Source organism: Candidatus Njordibacter sp. Uisw_039 (assembly GCF_047730075.1).
GTDB lineage: Bacteria > Pseudomonadota > Gammaproteobacteria > Pseudomonadales > Balneatricaceae > Njordibacter.
Genome location: NZ_CP159831.1, coordinates 1,191,739 through 1,203,903, shown reverse-complemented (window position 1 = coordinate 1,203,903; position 12,165 = coordinate 1,191,739). Strand labels below are relative to the sequence as shown.

Annotated in this window: 13 protein-coding genes; 5 read left to right on the top strand and 8 right to left on the bottom strand. The window is 44.4% G+C overall.

The genetic code is table 11. The features are described from left to right. Positions 1–3 precede the first annotated feature (3 nt). The 3 genes from ruvC to ABXT70_RS05700 form a co-directional block, all read right to left on the bottom strand. The gene (gene ruvC / locus ABXT70_RS05710; protein ID WP_443642211.1) at positions 4–567 is read right to left on the bottom strand and encodes a crossover junction endodeoxyribonuclease RuvC; all 564 of its coding nucleotides are present in this window, start codon (positions 565–567) and stop codon (positions 4–6) included. Between the two features lie 167 nt (positions 568–734). Further along, positions 735–2,507: an aspartate--tRNA ligase gene (gene aspS / locus ABXT70_RS05705; RefSeq protein WP_443642210.1), complete on the bottom strand. Its 1,773-nt coding sequence runs from the start codon at positions 2,505–2,507 to the stop codon at positions 735–737. Positions 2,508–2,545: 38 nt separating this feature from the next. Then, positions 2,546–2,788, bottom strand: a complete 243-nt coding sequence (locus tag ABXT70_RS05700; RefSeq protein WP_443642209.1) for an FmdB family zinc ribbon protein — start codon at positions 2,786–2,788, stop codon at positions 2,546–2,548. Positions 2,789–2,992: 204 nt separating this feature from the next. Between ABXT70_RS05700 and ABXT70_RS05695 the strand changes: the two genes are divergently transcribed. The 4 genes from ABXT70_RS05695 to ABXT70_RS05680 all read left to right on the top strand — a co-directional run bounded on the left by ABXT70_RS05695 (position 2,993) and on the right by ABXT70_RS05680 (position 6,574). Next, the gene (locus ABXT70_RS05695; RefSeq protein WP_443642208.1) at positions 2,993–4,723 is read left to right on the top strand and encodes a proline--tRNA ligase; all 1,731 of its coding nucleotides are present in this window, start codon (positions 2,993–2,995) and stop codon (positions 4,721–4,723) included. Between the two features lie 2 nt (positions 4,724–4,725). Then, positions 4,726–5,076: an arsenate reductase (glutaredoxin) gene (gene arsC, locus ABXT70_RS05690; RefSeq protein WP_443642207.1), complete on the top strand. Its 351-nt coding sequence runs from the start codon at positions 4,726–4,728 to the stop codon at positions 5,074–5,076. After that, the gene (locus tag ABXT70_RS05685) at positions 5,076–5,432 is read left to right on the top strand and encodes a DUF2069 domain-containing protein (protein WP_443642206.1); all 357 of its coding nucleotides are present in this window, start codon (positions 5,076–5,078) and stop codon (positions 5,430–5,432) included. The genes arsC and ABXT70_RS05685 overlap by 1 nt, the downstream gene beginning before the upstream one ends. Positions 5,433–5,641: 209 nt before the next feature. Further along, the gene (locus tag ABXT70_RS05680) at positions 5,642–6,574 is read left to right on the top strand and encodes a cation diffusion facilitator family transporter (protein WP_443642205.1); all 933 of its coding nucleotides are present in this window, start codon (positions 5,642–5,644) and stop codon (positions 6,572–6,574) included. A 117-nt stretch (positions 6,575–6,691) separates the two neighbouring features. Here ABXT70_RS05680 and rluB read toward each other — a convergent pair whose 3' ends face one another. Genes rluB through ABXT70_RS05660 form a run of 4 tightly spaced genes read right to left on the bottom strand, consistent with a single transcriptional unit; the run spans position 6,692 to position 9,847 of the window. Further along, the gene (gene rluB, locus ABXT70_RS05675; RefSeq protein ID WP_443642204.1) at positions 6,692–7,570 is read right to left on the bottom strand and encodes a 23S rRNA pseudouridine(2605) synthase RluB; all 879 of its coding nucleotides are present in this window, start codon (positions 7,568–7,570) and stop codon (positions 6,692–6,694) included. A 42-nt stretch (positions 7,571–7,612) separates the two neighbouring features. After that, positions 7,613–8,215 carry an SMC-Scp complex subunit ScpB gene (scpB, locus tag ABXT70_RS05670; protein ID WP_443642203.1) on the bottom strand — a complete coding sequence of 201 codons (603 nt, stop codon included), beginning with the start codon at positions 8,213–8,215 and terminating at the stop codon, positions 7,613–7,615. Continuing rightward, positions 8,212–9,009 carry a segregation and condensation protein A gene (locus ABXT70_RS05665; protein ID WP_443642202.1) on the bottom strand — a complete coding sequence of 266 codons (798 nt, stop codon included), beginning with the start codon at positions 9,007–9,009 and terminating at the stop codon, positions 8,212–8,214. Before ABXT70_RS05665 ends, scpB begins: the two co-directional genes overlap by 4 nt. A gap of 1 nt (position 9,010) precedes the next feature. Then, complete coding sequence (locus ABXT70_RS05660) at positions 9,011–9,847, bottom strand: PHP domain-containing protein (protein WP_443642201.1); 837 nt, start codon at positions 9,845–9,847, stop codon at positions 9,011–9,013. 202 nt (positions 9,848–10,049) lie between these two features. Here ABXT70_RS05660 and ABXT70_RS05655 point away from each other — a divergent pair, with 202 nt between their 5' ends. Further along, the gene (locus ABXT70_RS05655; protein ID WP_443642200.1) at positions 10,050–10,445 is read left to right on the top strand and encodes an H-NS histone family protein; all 396 of its coding nucleotides are present in this window, start codon (positions 10,050–10,052) and stop codon (positions 10,443–10,445) included. On the opposite strand, the gene pgi is transcribed toward ABXT70_RS05655, so the two are convergent. Continuing rightward, positions 10,442–12,124: a glucose-6-phosphate isomerase gene (gene pgi / locus ABXT70_RS05650; RefSeq protein WP_443642199.1), complete on the bottom strand. Its 1,683-nt coding sequence runs from the start codon at positions 12,122–12,124 to the stop codon at positions 10,442–10,444. The two genes, ABXT70_RS05655 and pgi, sit on opposite strands and share 4 nt — an antisense overlap. Between the last annotated feature and the right edge of the window lie 41 nt (positions 12,125–12,165).

Here is a 12,165-nt window from a genome sequence, read left to right as displayed (position 1 = left end):
GATTTATCGAACGCGTCCACGGCGACTCCCCTTAAGCTCATTAAGTAATACTTGTGTTCTGGCACTTGCGGGGCTTCGACTAGTGGCCAAACGAACAAGACTGGCATGGGTATTGGCATGACAAATAGCAATGGCTAGGGCATCGGCAGCATCTTCCTGGGGCAAGCCGGGCAGTTTAAGCAACCGAGCCACCATTTCTTGCACTTGATGTTTTGCCGCTGCTCCATTGCCTACAACAGCTTGTTTTACCTGCCGCGCCGAATATTCAGAGACAGGCAGACCGTGATTAACTGCGGCTACCATAGCTACACCACGGGCTTGGCCAAGTTTAAGAGCAGAATCGGCATTGCGAGCCATAAACACTTGTTCGATGGCAAATTCTTGAGGCACATAGGTTTCAATAATCTCATCTACGCCACGGTATATCTGTCCTAGGCGCCCAGCTAATTCATCACCAGAAATTTTTATATGACCACTGGCTACATAGATACGTGATGCTCCCACCGCATTAATAATGCCATAGCCAGTTTTACGAGAGCCGGGGTCAATTCCTAATATGAGTGCCATGAGATAGCATTCGCTGGTGAGTTTACTGATAGGCCAATACTAGCAAATACTGTACAAAATCACAGTAGTTTTTTTCCTATCAATAAAGTAACCACAAAAAAAGGCCCAACAACTTAATGATGGGCCTTGTTCACCTGCTAGCCGGCTAACCTCAATAAATAGGTCAATTATTCAGCAGTTACTTTTTCACGTAACTTAATGTTCAGTTCGCGTAATTGCTTAGTGGCCACAATACCCGGTGCTTGAGTCATGACACAGGCAGCACTCTGGGTTTTAGGAAAGGCAATCACTTCACGTATAGAACTAGAGCCAGTCATTAACATGACTAAACGATCTAAACCAAAAGCCAAACCACCGTGTGGAGGACAACCAAACTTCAAAGCGTCCAAAAGGAAGCCAAACTTCTCTTGCTGCTCTTCTGCACCAATATTCAACAATTCAAACACTTTGGTTTGCATATCTTGCTGATGTATACGAATAGAACCACCACCTAACTCAGTACCGTTAAGTACCATATCGTAGGCACGAGACAAGCCCGTTAACGGAGAGGCTTCCAATTCTTCTGGCGTACAAGAAGGTGCTGTAAATGGGTGGTGAATAGCAGTAATGCCGCCATCTGAAGTCGCTTCAAACATTGGGAAGTCTACCACCCATAAAGGCGCCCATTCACAAGTCATTAGCTCCAGATCTTCGCCAATTTTACAACGCAAGGCACCCAGCGCTTCGTTCACTACTTTTTCGCTGTCTGCACCAAAGAAGATTAAATCGCCATCTTTGGCATCTAAACGTTCAAGTAAGGCCGCTCGCACTTCTAAGGGCAAAAACTTAACAATAGGAGATTGTAAACCTTCTTCCAAGTCACTGGCGTCGTTGACTTTAATGTAAGCCAAGCCCCGAGCACCGTAGATACCGACAAACTTGGTATAAATATCAATTTTCTTGCGGGTTAAGCTGGCGCCATTAGGCACCTTAAGACCCGCTACACGGCCATTGATATCGTTAGCTGGGCCAGCAAAAACCTTAAAGTCTACATCTACCATCAGGTCACTAACAGTTACTAACTGCAAAGGAATACGTAAATCCGGCTTATCACTGCCGTATATTTCCATAGCTTCACTGTAAGACATACTAGGAAAGGTGCCTAGATTTACATTGATCTGGCTGTTAAATAACTCTACAACCATTTTCTCAGTGATAGCCATAATCTGAGTTTCATCCATAAAGGATGTCTCAATGTCAATTTGAGTAAATTCTGGCTGACGATCTGCGCGAAGGTCTTCGTCGCGAAAACACTTAGCAATCTGATAATAACGGTCCATGCCAGACACCATTAACAATTGCTTGAACAGCTGTGGTGACTGAGGCAGCGCAAAAAAGTGGCCTTCGTGAGTTCGGCTAGGCACTAAATAATCTCGTGCCCCCTCTGGGGTGGCACGGGTCAAGATAGGTGTTTCAATGTCTAAAAAGCCATTCTGATCCAAGAAGTTACGGATAAAAGTGCTGACCTTAGAGCGCAGCTTTAATTTAGCAGCCATTTCTGGGCGACGTAAATCTACATAACGATATTTAAGACGCACGTCTTCACCCACAGACTGGTGTTCGTCTAATTGGAATGGAGGGGTGTCAGATTTGTTGAGAATCTCAAGCTCTTGGCCTAGCACTTCCACAGCCCCTGTAGGCATGTCTGGATTGTCAGTGCCCGCAGGGCGAGCACGGACTAAACCATTGACCTTAACCACAAATTCATTACGGCAAGCGTCGGCTAAAGCAAAGCTATCCTCACGGTCTGGGTCAAACACTACCTGCACGATACCCTCGCGGTCACGCAGGTCTAGAAAAATCACACCACCGTGATCGCGGCGACGATGAACCCAACCGCATAGAGTAATTTGTTGGTCAACATCGCTGGCTCTTAGTTCGCCGCAATAATGGCTTCGCATAATTGTACTTCCTAAATCTTAAATAATGTTAATAGGTATTATGGTGAATCATTAGCCACACTTGAGCTTTTTGCATCCCCCGCTAAATTCTTTTTAGCACCGGTTTTAAAATCTGTTTCGTACCAACCTTGGCCCTTAAGCCTAAAGCCAGCCGCAGAAATTTGTTTACGGTACTGATCTTTGCCACATTCTGGGCAATCTGTTAACGGTGCATCGCTTAACTTTTGCAATACGTCTTTACCAAAACCACATGCTTGGCAGATGTATTCATAGATAGGCATAGTGTACTCCAGCCGGACATCTCAAAACCCGAAATTATACCCCATTCCACCTCCCCAGAGGCAGTAGAAAATGCACCTTTATTACCCATTCATACAACTATTATCTAATTATTACTAATTTAACCGTCAAAGGCATTTATCCCACGGCCATGGCAACATACAATAGCGGCTTATCTTTTTAGTTTTTATCGGATCCACTACCCCATGCGCGCCAGCCAGTTTTTAATTGCCACCCAAAAAGAAACTCCTGCAGATGCAGAAGTTATCAGTCATCAACTTATGCTTAGAGCTGGCCTAATTCGTCGCTTGGCTTCAGGGCTCTATACGTGGCTACCTATGGGTTTACGTAGCATTCGCAAAGTTGAACGTATTGTAAGGGAAGAGCTGGATGCCGCAGGTGCTCAAGAATTATTAATGCCTGCGGTTCAACCTGCTGAACTGTGGCAAGAATCTGGCCGTTGGCAACGATATGGCCCAGAGCTTTTACGTTTAAAAGACCGCCATCAGCGTGATTTTTGCATAGGTCCTACCCACGAGGAAGTGATTACCGACATGGTGCGTAAGGAAGTTCGTAGTTATAAGAACTTACCCATGAACTTTTACCAGATTCAAACTAAGTTTCGTGACGAAGTGCGCCCCCGTTTTGGCGTAATGCGTTCCCGCGAATTCATCATGAAGGACGCTTACTCGTTTCACCTAGGCCAAGAATCCCTGCAACAAACCTATAATACAATGCACACGGCTTACACTAACATCTTTACTCGCTTAGGCTTGGACTTCCGTGCCGTTCGTGCAGACTCTGGTAGTATAGGTGGCGACGCTTCACAAGAGTTTCATGTGCTGGCGCGCTCTGGTGAAGATGATATAGCCTTTAGCAATAGTGCTGGCAGCAGCTTTGCTGCTAACGTAGAAACCGCCGAAGCCATGCTACCTGTTATGGAGCGCGCTGCCCCAAGTAAGGTTATGGAAAAAGTTCATACGCCAGATCAAAAAACCATAGACAGTGTATGTGAATTTTTAGGCTTAGCTAAAACCCAAAGCCTTAAAACGCTAGTTGTTCTTGGCACTGCAGACGACGAAGGATACCAACCGTTGGTGGCCTTAGTCTTACGTGGTGATCACAACATGAATGAAATTAAAGCCGAGAAGCACCCTCTTATTGCTGAACCACTAACCATGGCACCAGAGCAGCGCATTATTGATGAATTAGGCACCACGCCTGGGTCTATAGGGCCGGTTGGTTTAACTATCTCAATCATCGCCGACCGGGCCGTTACTGTAATGAGCAATTTCACCGCAGGTGCCAACGATGCAGGTTATCACCACACCAATGTTAACTGGCAACGCGACAGTGCCTATACTGATGTAGCCGACATTCGTAACGTGGTGGAGGGCGATCCCAGCCCATGTGGCGATGGCGAAATTGAAATTAAACGTGGCATTGAAGTAGGACACATCTTCCAATTGGGTGATAAGTACTCCCGCGCTATGAACGCTACTGTGTTGAATGAAAGTGGCAAAGCCCAATTCATGGAAATGGGTTGTTATGGCATCGGCATCACCCGTATAGTGGCGGCCTGTATTGAACAGAACTTTGATGACAAAGGTATTATGTGGCCCCTAGCTCTTGCACCTTTTGAAGTGGCACTTATTCCCCTTAATTATGAAAAATCAGAAGCTGTGCGCACTGCAACAGACAAGCTATACAACGAACTTAAGGTTCTAGGTATTGACGTCATTATGGACGATCGCGCTATGCGCCCAGGCGTTAAATTTGCCGATGCCGAGCTTATTGGTCTACCACATCGCATAGTAATTGGAGACCGCGGCTTAGACAGCGGCACATTGGAATACCGCGACCGTCGTGCTGAAGCTAATGAAGACATGCCTTTGGCAGATGCCTTAGAGTTTATTAAGGCTAAATTAGGCCGTTAATCATGAGCGTAACTTTATATCACAACCCAAGCTGTTCTAAGTCGCGAGCCACCTTAGCTTTGTTAGAAGCCAATGATGTTAAGCCAGAAATCCGTTTGTACCTAGAACAGGGCCCAAGCTCAAAAGAACTAGAGCAATTGTTGTCCATGTTAGGCATGGACGATGCTCGTAACCTTATGCGTAAAGGAGAAGATGCTTATAAGCTGGAACAGCTTGCTAACATTCATTTAACTCAGTCAGAATTAATTACCGCAATGGTCAACCATCCTCAGCTGATCGAAAGACCTATTGTTATTCATCAAGACCAAGCTCGTATTGGTCGCCCACCTGAATCCGTTTTGGAGATTTTGTAATGCAGTACCAACAAAAACGTAAATACTCACGTACCGTCAGTTTAGCTGCCTATATAGCGCTACTCGCCTATTTTGTTATTAGCACCTTGGCACACCCCTATGCAGAAATTGGCAGTATCGTTATCATTGGCATTAAGTGTTTTCCTCTGCTCGGCTTTGCGTTAGCTATGTATAAGCAGCACTTACGTCAACTGGCGTGGATGTGTTTTGTATTACTGATCTATTTCACCATCGAAATAATGTACGTACCCGTAAACGGCGTCTTAGGCGCTTTTGTTATCACCCTACTTTACACCAGCACCATGCTACACATTCGCTGGCACAACCGTGCCAATGAAGAAGCCAAAGCTGCTTAAACCGTTTGCGGGCAGCACCCCTACTGCTCGCAATAATCATCAAATTGTAAGCTATATTGCGTAAATACAAACACCCAATATCCGCAAGAACCAACATTGGAAGTAGTGCAAATGACTGCACACCAATAGATTAGCCTTTGCGTTTTTTAATACTTAACTTGATCAGTTTTGGCTAGTGTTTGATAAAATTAACCCAGGGCTGAACTCATTTGAGCTATACTTTAGCAATGACATACAGCCAACTCATCAAACTTGCCACTTGGGCCTCGGTCATTGTTGCGCTTGTTTTAATCATTATCAAAACATGGGCCTGGGACCAAACTCAAAGCGTAAGTTTACTGGCCTCTTTGATTGATTCCATCATGGATAGCGCGGCCTCGCTAATTAATTTTTTCGCCGTGCGCTATGCTATGGCCCCCGCCGACGAGGAACATCGTTTTGGTCACGGTAAGGCAGAAGCTCTTGCCGGTCTTGCCCAAGCCTTGTTAATTTTAGGCTCAATTGGGTTGTTACTTTCACAAACTGTAGGTCGTTTATGGGACCCAGTGATGGTTGAAAACAGCGCTATTGGTATTAGTGTCATGATAGCCAGTATGGTCCTTACCGGTGCACTAGTATTATTACAACGGTTAGTTGTAAAGCGTACTCAATCCACTGCTATTGAGGCGGACTCGCTGCACTACGCATCCGATTTATTAATGAACTTTGGCGTTATCATCGCCCTTATTCTAGCGGCTTATGGGTATTACGGTGCTGATCCATACCTAGCACTGGGCATTGGTGCATACGTCGTTTACAGCGCATGGGGCATTGCAAAAACGGCTTTCCACTTATTACTAGACCATGAGTTAAGTGATGAGCAACGGCAAATCATTACTCAATTGGCTCTGACTCAACCACTTGTTTTAGGTATGCATGACTTGCGCAGCAGGCAATCTGGCCACATGCAATTCATTCAATTACATTTAGAACTTCAGGACAACATGCTATTAATGCAAGCCCACGATGTAGCAGATGCTCTAGAACAACGTATTATGGAAGCATTTCCCTACGCCGACGTCATTATTCACCTTGACCCAGTGAGCGTTGCTGATCAAAAAATCGATGGTAAAACAGAGCGCTTTACCGCACCTCACCATTAGGCTAAAAAAAAGACCAAACCCCTTATCCTAGAACAAGATAGTGCCAGTCAGGGGTGCGTTGGTGTTAAGTGACACAATAAAATGAACTAGGCCGCTTTGTGAGTCTGTATGCTCGGGTTACGCGTGACGACGGGTGCGTTGGCGTTTCTCTTGACGATCAAAACTCTCTTGCTCTTTAGGCAAACGACGTTTGACTTTCTTCGGACGCATACCCACAAATTGCGATAGCGCGTTAATTTCTGGTTGTGGCATTTCCATCCACATACCAGCTCTAAGTTGAGGTGGTAGAAATACGTTACCATAACGCACACGTTTTAAGCGGTTAACTCTCAAGCCTTGAGACTCCCATAAACGGCGTACTTCACGGTTACGGCCCTCCATGATTACCACGTGATACCAGCGGTTAATACCTTCACCACCAAATTCTTGAATGTCATTAAAACGTGCCATGCCGTCGTCTAATAACACCCCTTGGTGCATAGCAGTCACTTGCTCCATTGTGACATGGCCCATAACACGAACGGCGTATTCACGCTCAATAGTGGTGGATGGATGCATTAATGAGTTAGCCAGTTCACCGTCTGTGGTAAATAACAACAGGCCTGCGGTGTTGATGTCTAAACGACCCACAGCAATCCAGCGTTCGCCTTTCAAGCGCGGCAGCTTATCGAACACCGTGGAGCGATTTTCTGGGTCTGAGCGAGTAACAATTTCACCTTCCGGCTTGTTATAAATAAGCACGCGTCGTTCAATGTTGTTAGGCGAGACTATGTCTACTTGTTTGCCATCCACAGAAATGTGATCGCGCCAAGTAACACGATCACCCAATTGGGCTTTTTCTTTATTGATAGTCACTCGTCCTGCGGCAATCCAACGTTCCATTTCTCGGCGCGAACCTACACCCGCTCGGGCAAGTACTTTTTGAAGTTTTTCGTCGCTGGCTTTTTCTTCAGCGAGCTCTGGAAGTTCCCCGAGGGGAAGGTTTTGATCTGTCATGATAGTCCCATCAATACAGTTAATCTGAGTAATTATTATAGCTTAATGTATTGACTCCGTCACGACCTCGATTTCTTGTTGTTGAGGTTGTTTTAATTTGGCTGGGGCCATGGTTGCCTCATCCCACGAGGCTAACTCCTCAAGGGCAGGCAAATCACTGAGTTGCGTTAGATTAAAGTGATCTAAAAACTCTTTAGTGGTAGCAAATAACTCAGGACGACCAGGCACCTCTTTGTGTCCAACACTACGTATCCAGCATCTTTCAATCATGGTATGAATGATTGGAGAGCTCACTCCTACGCCACGTATCGCCTCAATTTCTCCCCGCGTAATCGGTTGCTGATAAGCAATAATAGAGAGGGTTTCAAGCAATGCTCTGGAGTACTTTTGAGGTTTCTCTTGCCATAAGCGCGCCACCCAAAGGGCATAGTCTTGATGCACTTGAAAACGGAACCCAGAAGCCACTTCAATTAACTGATAACCTCGCCCCCCATAGCTTCCTTTTAGGTCCCTAAGAGTTTTTTTAATGCGTTTATTGTCAACACCATCACTCTCATCAAATAGTTGACATAAACGCTCAACGCTTAAAGGTTTATCTGCAGCCAATAATAAGGCTTCCAATACTGGGCCAAGTTCAGTAATCATAAGGAAAGTTCCTGGTTTGGGGATTCAATCTGCCCCCCTAAGCTTACGTGAATTGGCCCGTACTCTTGAACCTGCACCAATTTAATCAATTTTTCCTTAACTAACTCCATCATTGCCAAAAATGTAACTACCACACCCATGCGTCCTTCCGATACATGAAATAGGCTGTGAAATGACATAAGTTGATGCTCTTGCAGTTGCGCCATTAAACTAGACATCCGTTCACGTGTAGAAAGACGCTCGCGGGAGATAGTGTGATGTTCATACATGTCACAACGTTTCAGTACACCAGCATAAGCCGCTAGTAACTCGTCCATTTGCACAGTGGGCTGAGGGCGGACCTGTTTAATATCAGGCATATCCATACACACAGGAAAATTATCTCTACCCATACGTGGCAATTCAGCTACTCTTTCTGAGGCGTTCTTAAAACGTTCGTATTCTCGCAGCTGCATTATTAGTCGTACCCTTGGGTCTTCCTCTTCATCATCTATGGCTTGGGTACGTGGAAGTAAACTACGGCTTTTTATTTCTGCTAGTGTCGCCGCCATAACTAAGTAATCACCTGCCAATTCAAATTGATTAGCCTCCATCAATTCAATGTAGGCAATATATTGGTAGGTAATCTTAGCCACATTAATACTTAGTATATCTAAATTATGACGTCTAATTAAATAGAGCAATAAGTCTAGTGGCCCCTCAAAGGTAGTTTCTAAAATAACTTGTAACGCGTGGGGTGGAATATAAAGATCCACAGGCATTTCGTATTCTTTACCCTCTACCCTTACCTCCATGTTAAAACAACTCCCAAACAGGCCGGCATAATTTTGGCAATTGAGGGTACTGACCCAGCTTCACCCATTGATAGTCTGGGTTATGAAAATCACTACCCACCGAGGCATGAAAACCAAATTCATCACATATAATAGCCATTTCTTCAGCTACCCCTGGCACTTGGTTACCAGCACAAACTTCTATGGCTTGGCCACCTGCGTCTGAAAAATCTGCCATCAGACGCCGGCGTTTGGTACGGGTCATTTTATAACGACTCGGGTGAGCCACCACGGCAATACCACCGGCTGCATTAATCCACTCAACAACCTGCTCTAAATCTGGCCAAACATTAGATATATCGCCAACTTTACCGGCTCCTAAATACTTATTAAACGCCTGACCTACACTTGATACCAAGCCTTCCTCTAACATGTATTGAGCAATATGGGGGCGCCCAACTTGGCCATCTCCAGCGAGTTTCATTGCACCCTGAGTAATATCTGGAAAACCTCGCTGAGTTAATTTTTTAGCGATGGTTTTTACTCTTTGCAAACGCAACTGTGTTTGATGGGCTACGGCAGTTTTAATTGATGTTGAATTAACATCAATATTTAAACCAACAATATGCACTCCCATATTATTCCATTGACTAGAAAACTCTATACCTTTAATAATGCATATTTTGTCAGCTTCAAAACAATAATTATTTTCAGCTAACTGTAAGTGTGCTTTAACGGTATCATGATCTGTAATTGCAAGGTGTGTAATACCGCGTTCAATTGCCAAATCTATTAGTTCTGTAGCAGATAGACTACCATCTGAGAATTTTGTGTGACTGTGCAAATCGTATTTATTCATTAGTATAAGTTTTGTTTTAAATTAAATAAAAATTAAGTTATTATGTGTTGCACACATTTTATAATAAAAAAATACATTAATTGTTTACTATTTTAAACTGCACTAGAATAAAATTATTAATATTTCTTTATTGACGCTGATTAAAAAAAATTTACAACTAAAATTCTGTGCACCATTAAGTGCAACTAATCGTGGAACCATTATGACTGAATTTTCTAAAATTGCCCGTAATAAAAACCGTTTTCGTGCCGCCTGCAAAAATCTTAGTGTAGAACAGCTACAAACTATAGCTAATCATTTGTCTGAGTTTATCGAAAAACGCATCCAAGAAGAAGTAGCCCTTGCTGAGCACTCCGTCAAAAAAGATGCGGAAAAACAAGCCATACTCGCGGCTATTACAGAAGCTGGACTGACCCCAGAGGATTTTTTCTCAACCGACGCACCTAAGATCAAGAAACCTCGTAAGCCAGTAGCCCCTCAGTATCGCATTACCGACACACAAGGCATCAAGCACGAATGGTCAGGTCGAGGGCGCACCCCCAAAGCATTTGACCACTACTTTAACAACGGTGGTAGCAAAGACAGCTGTCGTATTTAATAATGGTGTTTAAACATATGGTTTAATAAACCTTCGGTAGAAGCGTCAAATTCGGCGCCTTCTGCGGAGGTTGCTCCTGCCTGTCTCTTTTGAATAGCACTGAGAGTGGATTTAGCGATCTGCTTACCTAGTTCAACACCCCACTGATCGAAAGGGTTGATATCCCACACCACAGCCTGCACAAACACCTTGTGCTCGTATAGTGCTATCAAAAGCCCCAGACTCTCTGGCGTGAGTTCGTCAAACATTAGCGTACTAGACGGGTGATTACCTGGATACAAGCGATCTGGCGAAGCGGCAATACTTTGCTCCCAGTTGAGTACATCATCACCTAACATGAGCACCCTAGATTGCGCTATGCAATTGGCTAAATTTAACGCCTGTTGATACTCCAATTGGACACGCGTGGCGTTGGTATATTCCTTAGAAGCAGTGCGTTTGACGGGCACAATGAAGTCAGCATAATAGGCTGGAGTGCCCTGATGCAATAACTGAAAAAACGCATGCTGAGCATTAGCGCCTACGTCACCCCATATGACTGGACTAGTATCAAAATCAACTTTTTCCCCAGCATTTGTCACAGACTTCCCGTTACTTTCCATCTCTAGCTGACTAAGGTAATTAGGCAATAACTTAAGACGCCCATCATAAGGTAAAATGGTATGGGCCTTTAATCCTAAAAAATTAATATTCCAAATGCCCGTTAAGGCCAGCATTACAGGCAAATTTTCATGCAATTTTGCGTTTTGAAAGTGCTCATCCATGGCGTGTGCACCTTTAAGAAGCTGCTTAAAACTGGCCATGCCTAATTTAATGGCTATAGGCAGGCCAATGCCACTCCACAATGAATAACGTCCGCCTACCCAATCCCATAAAGCAATTTGATTTTCAGAAGGTATCCCCCAAGCTGCCATACGTTCTGGAAAAGCGCTACAACCCACAATGTGGTGTTGGCCAATAAGGCTATCACTAGGTATTTTTTTACGTAACCAAGCTCGTGCAGTCTCCGCATTCGCTAAAGTATCTACAGTGGTGAAGGTTTTAGACGCAATGATAAACAGGGTTGAACCTTGATCTAAGTGTTGCAACATCTCTGCCAACTGGCTGCCATCCATAGAGGAGACAAACATCACATCAAGTGGGAATTTGGTCTCTACACGAAACTCAGCTAAGGCATGACACACCATATGAGGCCCAATATCAGAACCCCCTACACCAATATTGACTACCGTAGTAATAGGCTGTCCAGAATAACCTAGCCACTCACCTCGTTGTATTTTGCTAGCAATTCTTTCCATATCCAGCAAATTTTCATCTACCAGTTGGTTCACATATTGACCATCAATTTGAACTGCACTGTATTGATCTGAAGAAGCTGCTCTTAAGGCTGTATGTAACGCTGGTCGCAGTTCAGAACGGTTGACTTTGCCACCGCTATAGAGCTTTTTTGTAGCTTGTGCTAAGCCTTGCTGTTGGGCTAAATCAATAAGCAGATGCAATGTTTCAGGGGTGAGTTTCTGCTTGGACAAATCCAACAATAACCCTTGAGTAGTTATGGAAAGATCGCCAAAACGCTGGGCACCAGCCCCATTGAACAACTGTTTAAGGGAATAGGGCACAATATCCTTCTGCAAGTGCGCTTCGAGGGCCTGCCACGCAACGCTTTGTTTTACCGTCATGGTAATTGTATTCCTTTAAACTGTGTTAGAAACTGAACTGG

Coding starts and splice junctions, on each gene's coding strand:
- ruvC (WP_443642211.1), bottom strand. CDS start 567: ATGGCACTCATATTAGGAATTGACCCCGGCTCTCGTAAAACTGGCTAT.
- aspS (WP_443642210.1), bottom strand. CDS start 2,507: ATGCGAAGCCATTATTGCGGCGAACTAAGAGCCAGCGATGTTGACCAA.
- ABXT70_RS05700 (WP_443642209.1), bottom strand. CDS start 2,788: ATGCCTATCTATGAATACATCTGCCAAGCATGTGGTTTTGGTAAAGAC.
- ABXT70_RS05695 (WP_443642208.1), top strand. CDS start 2,993: ATGCGCGCCAGCCAGTTTTTAATTGCCACCCAAAAAGAAACTCCTGCA.
- arsC (WP_443642207.1), top strand. CDS start 4,726: ATGAGCGTAACTTTATATCACAACCCAAGCTGTTCTAAGTCGCGAGCC.
- ABXT70_RS05685 (WP_443642206.1), top strand. CDS start 5,076: ATGCAGTACCAACAAAAACGTAAATACTCACGTACCGTCAGTTTAGCT.
- rluB (WP_443642204.1), bottom strand. CDS start 7,570: ATGACAGATCAAAACCTTCCCCTCGGGGAACTTCCAGAGCTCGCTGAA.
- scpB (WP_443642203.1), bottom strand. CDS start 8,215: ATGATTACTGAACTTGGCCCAGTATTGGAAGCCTTATTATTGGCTGCA.
- ABXT70_RS05665 (WP_443642202.1), bottom strand. CDS start 9,009: ATGGAGGTAAGGGTAGAGGGTAAAGAATACGAAATGCCTGTGGATCTT.
- ABXT70_RS05660 (WP_443642201.1), bottom strand. CDS start 9,847: ATGAATAAATACGATTTGCACAGTCACACAAAATTCTCAGATGGTAGT.
- ABXT70_RS05655 (WP_443642200.1), top strand. CDS start 10,050: ATGACTGAATTTTCTAAAATTGCCCGTAATAAAAACCGTTTTCGTGCC.
- pgi (WP_443642199.1), bottom strand. CDS start 12,124: ATGACGGTAAAACAAAGCGTTGCGTGGCAGGCCCTCGAAGCGCACTTG.